Annotated in this window: 12 protein-coding genes; 2 read left to right on the top strand and 10 right to left on the bottom strand. The window is 67.1% G+C overall.

All coding sequences use genetic code 11. The features are described 5' to 3' along the window. Positions 1 to 1,698: 1,698 nt before the first annotated feature. Genes E1263_RS36805 through E1263_RS42995 form a run of 3 tightly spaced genes read right to left on the bottom strand, consistent with a single transcriptional unit; the run spans position 1,699 to position 5,936 of the window. A complete protein-coding gene (locus E1263_RS36805) occupies positions 1,699 to 2,982 on the bottom strand; it encodes a lanthionine synthetase C family protein (RefSeq protein WP_132176060.1) in 1,284 nt (427 codons plus the stop codon). Further along, positions 2,979 to 5,744, bottom strand: coding sequence for a lantibiotic dehydratase (locus E1263_RS36810; RefSeq protein ID WP_132176062.1), 2,766 nt, complete (start codon positions 5,742 to 5,744; stop codon positions 2,979 to 2,981). The genes E1263_RS36805 and E1263_RS36810 overlap by 4 nt, the downstream gene beginning before the upstream one ends. Positions 5,745 to 5,762: 18 nt before the next feature. Then, a complete protein-coding gene (locus E1263_RS42995) occupies positions 5,763 to 5,936 on the bottom strand; it encodes a hypothetical protein (RefSeq protein ID WP_165956876.1) in 174 nt (57 codons plus the stop codon). Between the two features lie 195 nt (positions 5,937 to 6,131). Between E1263_RS42995 and E1263_RS36815 the strand changes: the two genes are divergently transcribed. Further along, the gene (locus E1263_RS36815) at positions 6,132 to 9,884 is read left to right on the top strand and encodes an endo-alpha-N-acetylgalactosaminidase family protein (protein ID WP_132176064.1); all 3,753 of its coding nucleotides are present in this window, start codon (positions 6,132 to 6,134) and stop codon (positions 9,882 to 9,884) included. A gap of 65 nt (positions 9,885 to 9,949) precedes the next feature. Here E1263_RS36815 and E1263_RS36820 read toward each other — a convergent pair whose 3' ends face one another. The 7 genes from E1263_RS36820 to hppD form a co-directional block, all read right to left on the bottom strand. Continuing rightward, the gene (locus E1263_RS36820) at positions 9,950 to 10,369 is read right to left on the bottom strand and encodes a hypothetical protein (RefSeq protein WP_132176066.1); all 420 of its coding nucleotides are present in this window, start codon (positions 10,367 to 10,369) and stop codon (positions 9,950 to 9,952) included. Positions 10,370 to 10,522: 153 nt separating this feature from the next. Continuing rightward, positions 10,523 to 11,764 (bottom strand): HAMP domain-containing sensor histidine kinase, encoded by a 1,242-nt coding sequence (locus E1263_RS36825; protein WP_132176068.1) that lies wholly within the window; start codon positions 11,762 to 11,764, stop codon positions 10,523 to 10,525. A 1-nt stretch (position 11,765) separates the two neighbouring features. After that, positions 11,766 to 12,464 (bottom strand): two-component system response regulator CseB, encoded by a 699-nt coding sequence (gene cseB, locus E1263_RS36830; protein ID WP_132176070.1) that lies wholly within the window; start codon positions 12,462 to 12,464, stop codon positions 11,766 to 11,768. Between the two features lie 6 nt (positions 12,465 to 12,470). Beyond that, complete coding sequence (locus tag E1263_RS36835; protein ID WP_132176072.1) at positions 12,471 to 13,088, bottom strand: hypothetical protein; 618 nt, start codon at positions 13,086 to 13,088, stop codon at positions 12,471 to 12,473. Positions 13,089 to 13,220: 132 nt separating this feature from the next. Then, a complete protein-coding gene (locus E1263_RS36840) occupies positions 13,221 to 14,606 on the bottom strand; it encodes an FAD-binding oxidoreductase (RefSeq protein ID WP_132176074.1) in 1,386 nt (461 codons plus the stop codon). A 53-nt stretch (positions 14,607 to 14,659) separates the two neighbouring features. Then, positions 14,660 to 15,109, bottom strand: coding sequence for a hypothetical protein (locus E1263_RS36845; RefSeq protein WP_132176076.1), 450 nt, complete (start codon positions 15,107 to 15,109; stop codon positions 14,660 to 14,662). 170 nt (positions 15,110 to 15,279) lie between these two features. Continuing rightward, positions 15,280 to 16,482: a 4-hydroxyphenylpyruvate dioxygenase gene (gene hppD, locus E1263_RS36850; protein WP_132176078.1), complete on the bottom strand. Its 1,203-nt coding sequence runs from the start codon at positions 16,480 to 16,482 to the stop codon at positions 15,280 to 15,282. Between the two features lie 148 nt (positions 16,483 to 16,630). Between hppD and E1263_RS36855 the strand changes: the two genes are divergently transcribed. Further along, positions 16,631 to 17,096 (top strand): Lrp/AsnC family transcriptional regulator (locus tag E1263_RS36855; protein WP_132176080.1); only part of this gene is annotated, 466 nt, incomplete at its 3' end.

Genomic DNA, 17,096 nt, shown 5'->3' on the forward strand with positions numbered 1-17,096 from the left:
TCGTTTGTGGAGGTGTTTCGCCGGGCTGGCGGACGTCGGTGACGCACTACCTGCAGTCCTTCGTGCCGCCACCCCGGCCCACGACCCGCACGGGCACCGCCGACACGAACAACCGCAGGTAGTCGCGGCACGATCGGTCGCCGAGGACCCGCTCGACCGGGCAAAGGCAGCACGAGCGACTGCAGGTAGTCGTTTGTGGAGGTGTTTCGCCGGGCTGGCGGACGTCGGTGACGCACTACCTGCAGTCCTTCGTGCCGCCACCCCGGCCCACGACCCGCACGGGCACCGCCGACACGAACAACCGCAGGTAGTCGCGACACGATCGGGCGCGGTTGGTTCGCGCGTGCCGGGCGAACCGGCGGTACGAGCGCCGACTGGTGCCACTCGCCGCGGTGCGACGAGGCGGGTCCAGCGAAGCACGTCGTACTGGTTGGTGCGCCACTGAACCCACCGTGCGCCTGCGACGGACCCCTGAACCCACCCTGACCTCGCGAGTGAACCCACTGTGACGACGCCTTTCGCCGAGTGGGTTCACTCGAGCACAGCGAGTGGCGCCAGTCGGCGAACGGCACTCGACTGTGCGGACCGTGCTGCTGGACATCGATTTCCGGCAGCACACTCCTTCCACTCGCCGACACCGAACCTCCATTCGCACGGTGGGTTCACTCGCGAAGGCACGAGCGACTGCAAGTAGTCGCCCGTGACGCCCACCCCGGCGCCTGTCCACCCTGAAAAACGCTCGCCAGAGCCACCACCTGCAGCCCTTCGCGCACCCACCCGTACGGCGGCCTAGCGGGCCCCGCGGGCTCGCTCGGCTGGGGGATCGCCGGCACGAGCAACTGCAAGTGGTCGTCCGTGGGGGTCTTTCGCCGACCTGACGGATGCCGGTGAGGCACTACCTGCAGTCCTTCGTGCACCCACCCGTACGGCGGCCTGCAGGGGCGAACATCCACCTTGGCGCTCGGTCGAACGAGGCGAACTGGCCGCACGAACAACTGCAGGTAGTCGCGTGCGACACCCGCCCCAGCGGCCCGTCCACCCTGTCGGACGCTCACCAGAGCCACCACCTGCAGTCCTTCGCGCAACCTCCGTATGGCGGCCTGCACGGGCGTCGCGGGCCCGCTCGGCTAGGGATCGGGGGCACGAGCGACTGCAAGTGGTCGTTTGTGCGGGGATTTCGCCGAGCTGGCAGATGCCGGTGAGGCACTACCTGCAGTCCTTCGTGCACCCAGGCGTACGGCGGCCCGCAGGGCACCGCCGACACGAACATCTGCAGGCAGTCACCCCGGCCAGCGCGGGCGTTGCGGGCTCGGTCGACCCGGGTGATCCGGCAGCACGAACAACTGCAGGTAGTCGCGTGCGACACCCGCCCCAGCGCCTCCGCCAGCCCGGGGGACGCGCACGGGAGGTGCTACCTGCAGTCCTTCGTGCGCCACCCAGTACGCCGGCTAGCACGGGCACCGGCAGCACGAACAACTGCAGGTAGTCGCGTGCGACGCGTGCCCAAGCGCGTCCGCCACCCGGGGGACGCGCAAGGGAGGTGCTACCTGCAGTCCTTCGTGCGCCACTCAGTACGGCGGCTGGCACGGGCACCGGCGGCACGAGCGGCTGCAGGTAGTCGCGTGCGACGCGTACCCGAGAGCGTCCGCCGGCTCGGCGGATGCTCTCGGGAGGTACTACCTGCAGTGCTTCGTGCGGCTAGCTGAGGAGGAGGGCGGAATCCCAGGCGGTTCGCGGCGGGTTGAGGTAGGCGGCTAGGGCAAGTGCGATACCGGCTGCGCCCTCCATCAGGCCGGGTAGGTCTAGCGTCAGGTTCGCGATGGGCTGGTGGTAGCGATAGCCGAACGGCGCTGCCGGATCGAAGCGCTCGACCAGGTCGGCGGCGATCTCGTCGGCGACCGGGCCGAAGCCCTCGTCGGGGTGTGTGCGGTCGAACAGCGTGCACAGGTAGAGCATTCCGGCCCAGCCGTGGCAGAGCGCATCATCGGTGATTCCCCACTGCGCACGCGGTCGGCTCAGCAAAGATTGGAAGGCATCCAGGCCGGCAGCTGACCAGTCCGGACGGTTGAAGGCGGTCGCTGCGAAATCGAGGGTCCGCGCGATCGCCGGTGCGCCGTAGCACCAGGAGGCACGCGCGGGTTGCGGAGTGACGCCGGCGTCCCGATCGGCGTAGTACCCCAGCGGCAGGTACGCCGTCCAATAGTGGCCCCAGGCATCTTTCTCACGCCATTCCACCAACCAGTCCGCCATCGCCGCAGCGGCTTCCGCCTGCCCGTCGACGCGAACTCCCGCCGTCCAGGCCAGCGACAGCAGGGCCAGTGGCCCCGGGGTTCCGTGCGCGAGGCCGAAGTTCACTTGACCTTGCGCGAACTCCGGTCCGACCATCGTCTTCTCGGTCGCGTCGAACCACCATCCGGGAACTTGGATGCCGTTGACAACGACCGGTTCCCGCAACGAGACCAGGCTGGTCAGCACTTCGCGGAGTACGTCGTACCGTTCGCGGGCCAGCAGATACCGACCGACTCCGCTCAGGCCGCTCACCACATCGACGACGCCCGAACACGTCGGTACGCCGGCCTGTCGCGTCGCAGCCTGGACACTGACGAGCCACCGCGCATGCTCGATCATCCGGCCGTCGAGCCGCTCCAGCATGCCCGCGTAGTCGCCCGGCTCGTGAGCAGCCAATCGGGTCGCAGTCGCCAGCGCACCGAGCCCTTCGAGCGGACCGCTGACGGTACTCCCCCGGGACGCCTCCACTGTCCGCTGAAGATAGTCATGGGCAACCTCGCGCTCGCCCAGCTCGGAGAACAGCACCGCGAGAGCGCCCGGACCCCTGGTCAGCGTCGACGGATCCCAAGGCGGGCAACGGAGATCAGCGACGTCGATCACCTCGCCATTGGCCGTCGTCGCCGCAATCACCGCCTCGGGGTCGCGCAAGCGATCGGCCAGTTCGGCGACGATCCCAGCCACATCGCTCGTCATCGGCTGTGCCTCCTTCGGTCGAGCTGTCGACGCAACGCCACCCGAAGCAACCCGTACGCGCGGTTCTCGGCGGAACGGTCCATCCCGAGCAACCGGTTGGCGTGCAGATGCAGAACGCTCATCACAGCTTGCCTGTTCGACGCGACAGCCTCGCCGTACGCACGAGCTGCCGCGGTTCGTTGCTGCCAGCAATCGAGTGCCGCGAAGTCGTTAAAAAGATGGAGAAACGCCGTCCGTTCCGGTGTTGGCAACGCGTTGGACAGCTCGATCGGATAGGTATCGACGAACCACTCTTCGAGGTCGCCGAGATCATCCAGCAGGTTGAGATAGTTCAGAGCGGTTAGCGATTCGATCGGTAACTGGAGTTGCCCACGCGCTCGCTGCTGCAACTGGTCGACGACAGCGCGACTATCGGCACAGAACAGGTTCTCAGCCGCTTCCAGCACCTCGGGCCCGCCGTACCGGACAGTCTCGGGCTCATACTCATCCAGGACCATCGTGCGAATCAGGCCGAGGTCGGCCATCTCCCGAGCCCAGTCATGCAGGACAGCCGGATCGCCATGGTGGAAACGCAGGCGCAGGTGCGCGTCAGGGTCGGCGTAGCGCAGGAAGAACCAGCGGTCGACATTCATCCGCTCGACGAGCCGGCTGACCGGCCCGGCCAGGAACGCGTCATGCAGGTCGGACATCAGATAGACCTTGGCGTAGAGCCACTCGCCGCCCGGCAGATGCCTGATCCGCGGCGCGGTCGCGGTCGCCCACGACGGGTTCGGCGCAACGGCCTCCGGTACGGCGGTCGAGACGATCGGGACCACGAGTTCGTTCGCGTGACCGCCAGTGATTCCGAGCCCGGCGCCGTACTGCGCGGGGGTCTCGCTGACCACCGTGGACGGCTCCTTGCGGAGCTGATCGCGGAACAGCCTGCGGTGCAACGGGACGCGCAGATCGAGGTCGAGGTGATGGTCGAGGACCGTGACCCGGACGACGTCCGGCACCTGCCACCGTTCCCGCCAACGATCGAGGGCTGCATCCCACTCGACGCTCTGCGCCAGCGTCGGATCCACGCGCCACAAAGCCGGCGCCAAGATCGTGCGACCGACGCGAACGCGAGGCAACCGCGGGAGGACCGCCAACCGGCCCCACTGCCACGGCGACCAGAACCGACGTCCCGCCAGCCCGACCGCAGCCAGGAAGCGGGCCGCATTGGGCGCCGCCGTGACTACGTTGATCATGTTCGGACGGATGACAGTCAGCTCGCGGCCGAGTTTCGTGGACAACAGGTAGAGCCGCTCACCGGTGGTGCCGACAGCAACGTCACGGACGTCGATCACGGCCGGATCGTCGGGATCAGCAAAGGTGCCGACCGGAAGCACGTGCGGCAGCAGCCGTGGCTCGCGCAGGACGTTGCCGAAGCGCGGTTCGAACGGCTGGAACTGCAGCTGTACCGGCAGCGGATCCGGAGTCTTACCGAGGAGCTCGGTCAACTCGTCCTCGAGACCGAGCATGGTCGCGAACCGGCCGAGCATCGCGCCCGCGGCGATCGACCCACTAGTTGCCGAGAGCAAGAAGTCGCCCCGGTCCACCGCCTCGGCCGAGTCGGCGAACAGCTGGGCACACAGGTCGAGCGAGTCCGGTGGCCGATCGCCCGACGTACCGGCCAGCTGGTCGATCAGCGCGTCATCGAGGACCAGCTCGCCTTGGTGGTCGCCGAGCGCAGCGGCGAGGATCTGGTCGCGCAGTTCCGGATGAGTTGCGGTGGGCGCAGCCCGGCCGGGTCGCTCACCGAAAGGGATGCGGTAGTCGGCAGGCGGGCCGAGGCCGACGTGCGGGTCGAGCAACTCGAGGACCGGCACCACGCGGTCAGTTCCGTAGCGATCGAGGAACTCCAGGTGGTACGTCGTGAGGTCCGGCAGCCCGTCCCCTGGCGGCGACAGCCGCCACAGCACCTCGGCCGCCCGGGCAGCCTCGGCCGCGACCTCCTGAGGCAGTTGCAGGTCTACGTCCATCCGGAGATCGACCTGCACCGTCCCGGTGGCCGCCTTCGGCCCGTGGTCGGCCAGCAGGATCTCGCGGTCCAAGAGCTGGCGGAGGATCTGGTCGGCGTGCTCGGGCGTCGCCTCCGGATGCGCATCCAGGAGCTGGCCGCGCAGTACGGCGTACTCGATCGGACGGCGGGCCGCGGTGCGGATCAGGCGGACGGCCGGCGAGTTGGCGACAGACAGCTGCCGACCTGGACGCTCGTCGGTGAGTTTGCGCAGATACTGCAGGACAACCCGATCGCCGCGAACCTCGACGAGGTTGTTCGCCACCACTCGCTCGGGCACCTCGGTACGCCGTTCCTCGAACAGCCAGGCGGAATCCGCGTGCACAACGCGGGTGTGGTCGGCTCCGATCCGCACCTTCGCCGACTCCCCGAACCGCACCGGAGCCACGCCGGCCAGCAACCCGAACGGAGTCGGCCGACCGGTCATCCGCAACAGGTACCGCGACGAGGCGAGGACCGCCCGTTCCAGCTTGCCGCGCTCGGGCGTCTCCGCTGCGAGCAGCTTGCGGACGGCAGTGGTCAACGACGGGCTCGAGAGCTCGACCGCCTCGCGGAGCCGCTCGTCGGCGTACAGGTCGGCGAGGTAGTCGCGGAGCTGCGCAACGGTGGCGGTCTCCGGGTCGGGGGCGGTTCGCGTCGGTGCTGCGGCGGCAACTGGTGCGCCTGCCAGCCGCAGCACCGCGAACCCGCCGGGCCGGAACCTGTCCGTCGGCGGCACGTCGTCAGTCGACGATCGTCAGCAGCAGGGGACGCATGCGGCGATACCGACCGCGTAGGTGTTCCTGGTGGTGGGGGTCAGGCCGCTCTTCTCGTCCACCTCACGGGCGTCGCCCGGCTGGGCGGGCCGGGTCAGGGACGGGTCGGTGGCCGGTACGACGTCAATGTCCAGATCGAATGCGGTGGGGCTCATGGTGGGGCGACCCTTCGCTAGGAATGCGTAGCCGGTCGGCTACTTGTCGCGACAGCTAAGCACCGTCTTGGGAAGCTTTCAACCGTTGCGCGGGTAGACAACGGCAATTTTCTTTCCGAGACGCCGAGGGTTCAAAATGTTCATAAGTGTTCGTTTCTCTTGACTGATTAGCGCTTACGTGCGAAATTTCTGCGCATGAAACGTTCAGTAGGGTGTGGAGTGCTGGTGTCAGCGCTCGTCGCCGGGGTGCTCGCCGCGCCGGCCGGCGCGCAGGCCGTGGGCGATCTGACGCTGCGGTCGCGGGAGTTGACGGTCACCGTGGGAACAGACTTTCCCCGGGTGATCAAGTACGTCGAGAACGCGTCCGGCCAGGCCCTCACCGGGCGGGCCGAGACCTTGTCGGCGGTCACGATCGACGGGGTCGCGCGGACCGCGCACCTGGTCGACCCGCCGACGGTCAGTGGCGGCAAGGCGTCGTACAAGCTGGCTTTTGACGCGCTGCCCGGCGTGGAGCTCGACGCGAGTCTGAGCCTGGCCGGTCGGGTCACGACGTTCCGCATCGATGCGGTCCGTGACACCGAGACCAGTCGAGTGCACACGATCGACATCCCGGACCATGATCTGGTCTCGGTGGCGAGCACGGACACCGGCGCGACGACCGCGTTCACCACACTGGACCCGGACTCCACCCGGACGGCGGACAAGATCGCTCCGGTCAGTTCCACGACTCCAGCTGATGCGGCCGCGGTGGGAGCGACGTACGCGTTCGTGAACACCAGCGGCCTGGCGGCGGGGATCGAGTCGAACTCGGTCTACGACAAGCCGGCTGGCCAGTCCGTCGACGACGGCGCCCGGTTCTGGCATCGCGCACGGAAGGGGACCGACGGGAGCACCCGGGTCGGCGTGTGGAGTGGGCAATGGACCTACCGCGCCGACACCTCGCCGTCCACGGAGCCGTTGCCTTGGGCAAAGGTTGTTGTGACACCGGACGCCAATAAGGACAAGTCGGTTGACTGGCAGGACGGCGCGATTGCGTTCCGGTCGATCATGACCGAGCCGCAGGGTGGCGACCAGGTCAAGAACCGCGTCATCACGCACATTCCGTTCAACTTCGCGAGCCAGGCGACGCATCCGTTCCTGCGCACGCTGGACGACGTCAAGCGGATCTCGCTGTCGACCGACGGACTCGGGCAGATGGCGATCCTCAAGGGCTACGGCTCCGAAGGCCACGACTCCGCGCAGCCGGACTACGGCGGCAACTACAACCTCCGCGCAGGTGGGCTCGCCGACCTGAACACGCTGCTGAAGAAGGGCAAGGCCTGGAACACCGGCTTCGGCGTGCACGTGAACGCGACCGAGTCCTACCCGGAGGCGAACGCCTTCAGCGAGGACCTGGTCGACAAGAACGCCAAGGGCTGGAACTGGCTGAACCAGAGCTACTACATCAAGCAGCGCCCGGACCTTGCCTCGGGCAACATCGTCAAGCGGTTCCAGCAACTGCGTGACGAGACCGACAAGAACCTTCAAGAGCTCTACATCGACGTCTACTACCAGTCCGGCTGGCTGGCCGACGGCCTGACCCGGCAGCTCGGCACGCAGGGCTGGCAGATCGCGACCGAGTGGGCCGATCGGCACGAGCGCACCTCGCTCTGGTCGCACTGGGCCAACGACCTCGACTACGGCGGCCCCACCAACAAGGGCCTGAACTCGCAGATCATCCGATTCGTCCGCAACGACGAGAAGGATGTCTGGAACAACGACCCGATCCTGGGTCAGGCCAGCCTGGTCGAGTTCGAGGGCTGGACCGGCGAGGTGGACTGGAACAAGTTCTACGCGAATATCTGGCAGAAGAACCTGCCGACCAAGTTCCTGCAGCAGCAGAAGATCACCGACTGGAACTCCGGCGAGATCAGCTTCACCGGCGGGGTCCGCGGATCGGTCGTCGATGGAAAGCGCAGCCTGTACGTCGGGAATGCGAAGGTGCTCGATGGTGACAAGTACCTGCTGCCGTGGGACGGGAACAAGAAGCTGTACCACTACAACCCGACCGGCGGCAGCACGACCTGGACCGTGCCGGCCGCCCTGGCCAAGGTTCCGTCGTTCGGCGTCTACAAGCTGACTGACACCGGCCGAGTGAAGGTCGGCACGGTTCGCGCCAACCACGGCTCGGTCACCTTGGACGCGACTGCCGGTCAGCCCTACGTCCTGTACCCGATCGCCGCGCCGGCCCCGAAGGCCCCGAACTTCGGCGACGGCACCCACCTGCAGGACCCGGGCTTCAACGCCGGGAATCTCAAGGCCTGGAACGCATCCCGTGGCACGACGATCGACACGCTGGCCAACGGGCAGCATGTCGCCTCGCTCGGCACTCGCACCTCATCGCTGACGCAGCGGATCACCGGACTGACGCGCGGCAAGACGTACAGCGCCTCGGCCTGGATCGAGGTTGAGCCGGGGAAGTCCCGCCCGACCACGATCTCGGTGGACGGCGTTCGCAACACAGTGGTGCGGTCGACTGCGAAGAACCAGGTCGCCTCCGATGACAAGCGCGACGCGTACTACCAGCGGGCTCGGGTCGTCTTCACCGCCAAGGGGTCGACTGCTTCGCTGACCATCGGTGCCGCCGCCGGTGCCGCCAAGGTGCGGATTGACGACGTACGGGTGATGGAGACGACTCGGCCGGCCGCTGGGCTGGTTGACGACTTCGAGAATGTGGATCAGGGCTGGGGACCGTTCGTGAAGGGTGACGCCGGTGGCGTGACCGATCCGCGAACTGTGCTGGCGCGCAAGCATGCGCCGTACACGCAGGCCGGATGGAACGGGAAGCTGATCGACGACGTACTGGGTGGTGAGTGGTCGCTCAAGTCGCATGAGGAGAACGAGGGGCTGGTCTATCGGACGGCGCCGTGGACGGTGAACTTCCAGCCGGGGCACAAGTACAACGTCAGCTTCGACTACGAGAGTGGCCGCGCTGGGCAGTACGCCTGGGTGCACGGGGCGGACCGGCCGGCCTCGGTTGAGATCAAGTCGACGCTGATCGGCGAGCAGCGGACCAAGGCAACGTTCGGGCAGGAGTTCGTGGCCGGATGCGGTGGCGATAACTGGGTCGGACTGCGCAAACTGACCGACGGCGGCGACCAGACCGACTTCGTCATCGACAACTTCGCGGTCACCGACCTCGGTACGACGTCTGAGCCGGCCGACTGCACGTCGGTGGCGATCACGGGAACGAGCGGTCTGGTCTCAGGCGAGGCGAATACGGTCACGACGGCGTTCACCAACAACGATGTCACGGCCGCGGCCGACATCACGCTCGGTCTGACCGGCCCGGCCGGATGGACTTTCACGGCGACCTCACCAGCGACGTACAGCTCGGTTGCCGCTGGCGCCACGGTGAAGACGACCTGGGATGTCACGCCGCCGGCTGGAACTGCTGAAGGAAAGTACGTGCTGACGGCAACGGGTGGACCGTCGACGGCGACAGCGGAGGCGAGTGTCTTGCCGCCGGGGATCGTGCCGCAGTCGCGGATCAAGATTGCCGAAGTGAGCAGCGAGGACACCGGAACCGGCGGCGCAGCTGCGGCTGTGCTGGACGGGAATCCCAGCACGCTCTGGCATTCCGCCTGGTCCGAGGTCAGCACCCCGGCCACCTTCCCGCATCACCTGACGCTCGACCTAGGGTCGACGTACCAGGTGAACGGGCTCGGCTACCTACCGCGGCAGTCCGGGACGAACGGGATGTTCAAGGGCTACGAGATCTACGTCAGCCCCGACGGCCAGACCTGGGGATCCCCGGTCGCCACCGGCCAGTTCCCGAACTCGACCGCCGTACAGCGCGTCGACTTCCCGACCGTCGCCGGCCGCTACGTGAAGTTCGTCGGTACGAGTTCCCTGAACGGCGCCGTCTTCGGCTCCGCCGCCGAACTCAACGTCTACGGCACCCGGTAGGAGAACAAACAAGCGGCGCCCAGCACTCCCCCGAGAGGAGCTGGGCGCCGCTGATGTTTGTCAGATCACTTGGTGATGTTGACGGAGACCGCTGCGCTGGCGGTGTTGGCGGCGACGACGCGGAACTTGTTGACGCCGGTGCGGCCGCTCTGGACCCAGACCGAGTAGGTGCTGCTCGAGGTCACCTTGGTGGTGGCCGGGAAGTTGACCCACTTGTTGTTCTCGAAGCGCTGCACCTGGACGACCGTGTTCTTGGCGATCCCGGTGGTCTTGCCGGAGAACGAGACCTTCGTCCAGACCTTGGCCGTGGCCTTGTCGGACTTGATGGAAACCGTCTTGGCAACGGCCGGCTGGGTGGCTGCGGCGGGCTTCACGTCCGCGGCGTTGGCCTGCAGTGCGCCGGCGACACCGAAGCCGGTGGCGGCAAGAGCGAGACCCGCAACGGCGGCGGCGGTACGACGGACGAACTGCGAACGGTTACGCATGATGTTATTTTTCCCCTCGTTGATCAGGCCCTCGGTGAGCCTTTCACCAATAGAGACGCCCTGACTTCGCAAGAGGTTGTGTTGCAGTTCCGTCTCAGCCAATTCCCTTGCTGCACTGGGAAATCCCAGTGCAGACCAGCTGAGCGACAGGTATTAGACGCTGGTCTCCAGTGCGGGCAGCACCAGCCGCGCCAGTGCGCCGCCGTTGGGGGCGGTGCCGAAGGTGAGCTCGGCGCCGAGCACCTTGGCGTGGCCGGCGGCGATGGTGAGACCGAGGCCGTGCCCGACCCCGCGCTCGGCCATCCCGGACCGGAACCGTCGGGGGCCCTCGGCAATCAATTCCTCCGGATAGCCGTTGCCGTGGTCAACGACCTCGACGACGCGGCCGGTGACCGAGACCTCGATCGGCGGACGGCCGTGGCGCAGGCCGTTGACGATCAGGTTCGCCAGGATGCGTTCGATCCGGCGCGAGTCGGTCGAGACCGTCTCGTCCTTCCCATTGATCTGTACGACGACGCTGTCGGGCGCCAGCGACTGCTGCATCCGCAACCGGCCGACGGCGGATCCGACGAACGCGCCGAGTCCGACCAGCTCCAGATCGGCTTGCTCCACACCCGAGTCGAACCGGGCGATCTCCAGCAGGTCCTCGACCAGGCGTCGCAGCACCTTGGCCCGGTCGCGGACCAGCTCACTCGGCCGGCCGGGCGGCAGCAGTTCGGCGGCCGTCGTGAGCCCCGTGACCGGCGTACGGAGATCGTGAGCGACATCGGCGGTGAAGCGGCGCTCCGCCTCCAACTGGCCGCGCAGTGAGCTCGCCATCGTGTCCAGCGCCGCGGCCAGCGACGCCACCTCGTCCTTGCTCTTGCCGACCGCCTCGGTCGCCGACGCATCCAGATCACCCGCGGCGATCCGGCGTGCGGTCCCGGCGACGGCGACGATCCGCTTGGACAGACCTCCGGCCAGGATCACGCTGACGAGCGCGACCAGACCGACCGTCCCCAGCCCGCCGAGGATGAGAGCCTGCTGCAGCGCCCGCATCGAGTCGTCGGTGGTCTGGTAGTCCTGCACGATCGAGAGGGTCTTGCCGTCCTTGACGGTGACCGCCGCCCACATCTTCGCGTTCGGCGAACCGGTCTTGAAGGTCGCCCGCTTCCCCTCCATGACCGCCGCCCGCAACTGCGGCGGCAGGTCCGGATCGTCCAGCTCCGCCCCGAAGACCGGGACCCCGGACTGGTCGTAGCTCTGCGCGGCGAGCTGCACACGCTCGTCGGCAAAGCTCCGCGTCCGGTCCAGCCGCGCCGACTGGGCCTGTGTGTAGACAGCAACACACAGGACCAGAATGGCGAGCGCCGAAACCAGCAGGAAGATCAGCCCGAGTTTTCCCCTCAGGCCCATGTCACGCTCGGAGCTTGTATCCGAATCCGCGAACCGTTTCGATGCGGTCGGCACCGATCTTGGTCCTCAGACGCTGCAGGTGGACGTCGACGAGACGACCGTCGCCGCCCCACTCGTAGTCCCAGACCCGCTGCAGCAGCGTGGACCGGCTGAGCACCACACCCGGGTTGTTCGCGAACTCGATCAGGAGCTTGAGCTCGGTCGGCGTCAGCTGCACGGTCGCACCACTGCGCCGCACCTCCAATGCCTCCCGATCCAGCTCCAGGTCACCGAACGACTCGACGCCGGACCCCGCAGCCGGGGTCGGGCGCTCTGGGTCGGAGACTGCACGCCGCAGCACGGCCCGCAGTCTGGCCACCAGGACCTGGGTGTCGAACGGCTTGGTGACGTAGTCGTCGGCACCCGCCTCGAGCCCGAGGACGACATCCAGCGCGTCACCGCGCGCGGACACCATCACGATCGGGACCGTGCTCGTCTCCCGGATCCGGCGGCACACCGAGATCCCGTCCAGCCCGGGCAGCATGATGTCCAGCATCACCACATCGGGATGGATCTTCTCGAATCGCTCGATCGCTTCCAGGCCGTCCTCGGCCGTGGTCACGTCGTAGCCGTGCCGCTCAAGGGTCAACTGTGTTGCCTCACGGATCACCGCGTCGTCCTCGACCATGAGAATGCGCGCTGCCGGTTCTTCCGGTACCACCGAACTTCAGTCTCCCTTTTGGTCCGTTGAGCTCACCCTGGTCATCTGCCGACCGTCCCAACGGTAGACCTCGGCCTTGCTCCCGGAGGGGCAGCAGCTCTTGTCTTCCGTCGTGAAGGTCGGTGACTCGACCACCAGGTCACCCTGGGGACTAGCTTTGATCGTCGGCTGATCCACTCGCAGGCTCCAGATCCGCCGCGGGCCGGCCGGTTCGAGCGCGATCAGGAAGGCGCCGAACACGAACTTTTCCAGGGTATGGATATAGACGACCTGCTGAGGAATACCGTTGTGCATAACATCAACGGTCGGACCCTGCCTGAGGCAACGCGAAATCACCGTGCAATTCGTGAGCACCCCGCGAGCGGTGCCATCCAGCCCCCGATCGGCGAGCAACTTTGTCCTGACCTGAGCCAGTGGGACCAGCGGCACGGGCGGCGTTTTCAGCACCCCGGGAGAGGTGGTTGCTGAGGTCGCAGGCACCGGCGGGATCACAGAGCTTCCCTCGCTGGGCTCGGCGCCCTCGACGCGCAGGCCGCTACCGCTCCCGCACGCAGTCAGCACGACCACCGCGGCCAGCGAGGCCACAACCGCGACGGCAGGGGCCAGTAGGCGCTGCATGCGCATAGGGCGCCTCCTACCCTGCCTCATCGATGGTTCCCCCGGGAGCTTCAATAACTACCTTCCATAGTGCTCGGCCGACGTCACATTGGACGGCCATGGACATCGAATGGCCCCGGCAGTTCCGTTGCGGTTGGGTCACAGCGCCAGATCCTCCGTGACTTTCCCGGGATTCAGCAGATTCCCAGGGTCCAACGCGGCCTTGATAGCGCGGTGTACGTCGATCGCGACCGGACCGATCTCCTCGGCCAGCCAGCGCCGCTTCAGGACACCGATCCCATGTTCCCCGGTGATGGTGCCACCGAGCGCAAGCCCGATCTCCATCACTCGGTCGAACGCGATCTGCGCCCGCTCGGCCTGGCTCGGATCCGCCGCGTCGAAGACCACCGTCGGATGCATGTTGCCGTCACCGGCATGGCCGAGAACACCGATAGTGATGTCGAGCTCGGTCGACAGCCTCTCGACGGCCCCGATGAAGTCGGCCAGCCGCGACCGCGGGACACAGACGTCGTCGATCATCGTCGTACCGAGTTGGTCGAGCGCCACCAGCGCGGCCCGGCGGGCCTCCAGCAGCAACTCGCCCTCAGCCGGGTCGTCCGCCTCGATGCACTCGATTGCCCCGTTGTCGCGGCAGAGCTTGGCCACCGCGGCGACATCAGCCGCGCCCGCCTCACCACCGGCATCGGACTGGGCGATCAGCATTGCCGCCGCCTCGGTCGGCAGATCCATCCGCTTGTACGAGTTCACGGCGGAGATCGTCGTACGGTCCATGATCTCCAGCAGGCTCAGCGAGACGCCACTGCGGATGATCTCGACGATCGCCTCGCCAGCGGCGACGCCGCTGCCGAACAGCGCCGCCATCGTCCGCGGGCTGGCCGCCTGCGGACGCAGCGCCAGGGTCGCCTCAGTGATGATCCCGAGCGTCCCCTCGCTGCCGACAATCAGCTTGGTCAGGTCGTAGCCGGCCACGCCCTTCACTGTCTTCCGCCCGGTGCGCAGGATCCGGCCGTCGGCCAGAACCACCTCCAGGCCGAGCACATAGTCCGTGGTCACGCCGTACTTCACGCAGCACAGACCGCCGGAGTTCGTGGAGAGGTTGCCGCCGATCGAACAGAACTCCCAGCTGGACGGATCCGGTGGGTAGAACAGCCCTTGCTCGGCCACAGCGCGCGACAGCACGGCGTTGAAGACGCCCGGCTGCGTGACGACGTACCGGTCGATGGGCTCGATCGCGAGGATCTTGTCCATCTTCTCCAGCGAGATCACGATGCAGCCGTCGACTGCGTTCGCCGCTCCGGACAGGCCTGATCGCGCTCCTTGCGGGACGATCGGCACCCCGGCCGCGGCAGCGACCCGGACGGCCGCCTGGACGTGGGCCGTCTCGCGCGCCAGTACGACGGCAGCCGGCATTCCGGCCGGGCAGAACATGGCCCGGTCGTACCGGAAACTCTCCATCCGGTCCGGATCGGTCACCAGCGCCTCCGGCGGGAGAACCCGCCGAAGCTCTTCGACTACATCAGCCATACTGCGAGCCTAGTGTTCTGGCCGCGGTTTGGCGCTGGTCACCGGTGTCCGAATCAGCGGATGTACTTGGTGTAGTTCTTGCCGAGCTCGGTATAACCGCCGCCGTAGTTCTGGTACTCGGCACCGTAGGCACGGAAGCGAGCGCCGTCGGCGCCCCGCACCTTCTGCGTGAAGCAGCTACTTTCGTTCTCTTTCACCAAGCCGTTGCCGCTGCCGCAGTCCCAGGTGCGGCCGCCGCGCTGGACCAGGAAGGCATTGGCTCTCGCGTTGGCCGGCAGCTTCGAATCCATCCGGACCTCGGCCCAGAATCGCCCGCAGCTGTCCTTGAACACGTAGACCTTGCCCCAGCTGGGTGGCCGGTTTCCGCGCAGCATCGACGCGTCCTCCTGGCTCACAACCGTGCAGTTGGCCGCCTCGGCGGCTTGGGCCGGCACGGTCACGAGCGCAAGGGCGCCCGCTCCGACAAGACCCGCAGTGCTGAGCAGAATGCCCAGAGTCCTCATGATGAAACCCTTCCTGAGCACACGCCCCGACGCACGCTCAGGAACGCACATTACGCCAACGACCCCTGCCTTAACAGTCATTCCGGTAATCGGACGACGACACGCCGTACTGCGCGTGTCGCCGTCACCTGTTGCCACCGGCAAGCGTTAGAGGTCGCCGCGATCGGATGTCAGAGGTTGCCGCGACGCTCCTGCTCGCGCTCGATCGCCTCGAACAGGGCCTTGAAGTTGCCCTTGCCGAAACCCAGCGAACCGTGCCGCTCGATCAGTTCGTAGAACACCGTCGGCCGGTCGCCGAGCGGCTTCATGAAGATCTGCAGCAGGTAGCCGTCCTCGTCGCGGTCGACCAGGATCTTGCGCGACTGCAGCTCGTCGATCGGCACCCGCACGTGGCCGATCCGCTCCCGCAGCTCGGGGTCCTCGTAGTACGAGTCCGGCGTGGCCAGGAACTCGACACCGTTGGCCCGCATGATGTCGACGGTGCGCAGGATGTCGTTGGTGGCAAGCGCGATGTGCTGCGCGCCGGCGCCGTCGTAGAACTCGAGGAACTCGTCGATCTGCGACTTCTTCTTCGCGATCGCCGGCTCGTTCAGCGGGAACTTGACCCGGTGGTTGCCGTTGGCCACCACCTTGCTCATCAGCGCCGAGTAGTCGGTGGCGATGTCGTCGCCGACGAACTCCGCCATGTTCACGAAGCCCATCACCTTGTTGTAGAACGTCACCCACTCGTCCATCCGGCCGAGCTCGACGTTGCCGACCACGTGGTCGATCGCCTGGAACAGGCGCTTCGGGTGGCCTTCCGGGCGCACGACCTGGGTCTCGGCCTTCACGAAGCCAGGCAGGTACGGGCCGTTGTACTTGCTGCGGTCGATCAGCGTGTGCCGGGTGTCCCCGTACGCCGCAATGGCCGCGCGACGGATCGTGCCGTGCTCGTCGGTGACGTCGTTCGGCTCCTCGAGCACGGTCGCACCCTGCTCGCGGGCGTGCTTGATGCACTTGTCCACGTCCGGCACCTCGAGCGCGATGTCGGAGACACCGTCGCCGTGCTTGCGGTGGTGGTCGTTGAGCGGGCTGTCCGGGGTGACTCCGCCGGTGATGACGAAGCGGCCCGAGCCTGCCTTCAGGACGAACGCCTTGTGGTCCTTGTTGCCGTGCTCCGGGCCCGAGTACGCGACCAGGTCCATGCCGAAGGCGAGCTGGTAGTACTTCGCGGTCTGCGTGGCGTTGCCGACGATGAACACCACGGCATCCATCGAGGTCACCGGGAACGGGTCGGTGCTCTCGTCGTACGGCACCAGACCGACGAGCTGCTTGAGCTGGTCAAGGTCGAGATCGGCGTCGAGCTCTGCGGGGGTGAGGTCGGTGCTGGTCATGGTGCCTCCTGGCATTCGGATCAGTACGCCGAGCCTGGTCGGAGGCATGCAGGTTGCGCAACAGTTCTCTGTTTTGCTGCGCAGCTTGACTAGTATTGGTGGCACTTTGCTGGACTATTTGGTCAGTCTGACTATTGCGGGAGGCACCATGTCGGTCGATGCCCTGGACGCCCAGATCCTGGAGTTGTTCGCTGCCGAGCCACGCGTCGGCGTACTGGAGGCGTCCCGCCGCCTGGGCGTCGCCCGCGGCACCGTCCAGGCTCGCCTCGACCGCCTGCACCGCGACGGCGTCGTTCGCGGCTGGGGCCCCGACATCGCCACCACCGCCATCGGCTACCCCGTCACCGCCTTCGCCACCCTCCAGATCGAACAAGGCTCCGGCCACTCCGGCGTCGCCGCCGCCCTCGCCCGCATCCCCGAGGTCCTGGAAGTCCACACCATCACCGGCGCCGAAGACCTCTGGTGCCGCATCGTCGCCCGCTCCAACGCCGACCTCCAACGAGTCATCGACCAGGTCGTCAAGGTCAGCGGCATCCAGCGTGCCAGCACAGTGATCGCGCTAGCCGAACAGATCCCCCACCGAGTCCTGCCGCTGGTGAACGCCGCCACCCGCC

Source organism: Kribbella antibiotica (assembly GCF_004349055.1).
In the GTDB taxonomy this organism is placed as follows: Bacteria; Actinomycetota; Actinomycetes; order Propionibacteriales; family Kribbellaceae; genus Kribbella; species Kribbella antibiotica.

Bases quoted from the DNA above. Each gene is read 5' to 3' on its own strand.
- E1263_RS36805 (WP_132176060.1), bottom strand. From the start codon at position 2,982: ATGACGAGCGATGTGGCTGGGATCGTCGCCGAACTGGCCGATCGCTTG.
- E1263_RS42995 (WP_165956876.1), bottom strand. From the start codon at position 5,936: ATGAGCCCCACCGCATTCGATCTGGACATTGACGTCGTACCGGCCACC.
- E1263_RS36815 (WP_132176064.1), top strand. From the start codon at position 6,132: ATGAAACGTTCAGTAGGGTGTGGAGTGCTGGTGTCAGCGCTCGTCGCC.
- E1263_RS36820 (WP_132176066.1), bottom strand. From the start codon at position 10,369: ATGCGTAACCGTTCGCAGTTCGTCCGTCGTACCGCCGCCGCCGTTGCG.
- E1263_RS36825 (WP_132176068.1), bottom strand. From the start codon at position 11,764: ATGGGCCTGAGGGGAAAACTCGGGCTGATCTTCCTGCTGGTTTCGGCG.
- E1263_RS36835 (WP_132176072.1), bottom strand. From the start codon at position 13,088: ATGCGCATGCAGCGCCTACTGGCCCCTGCCGTCGCGGTTGTGGCCTCG.
- E1263_RS36840 (WP_132176074.1), bottom strand. From the start codon at position 14,606: ATGGCTGATGTAGTCGAAGAGCTTCGGCGGGTTCTCCCGCCGGAGGCG.
- E1263_RS36845 (WP_132176076.1), bottom strand. From the start codon at position 15,109: ATGAGGACTCTGGGCATTCTGCTCAGCACTGCGGGTCTTGTCGGAGCG.
- hppD (WP_132176078.1), bottom strand. From the start codon at position 16,482: ATGACCAGCACCGACCTCACCCCCGCAGAGCTCGACGCCGATCTCGAC.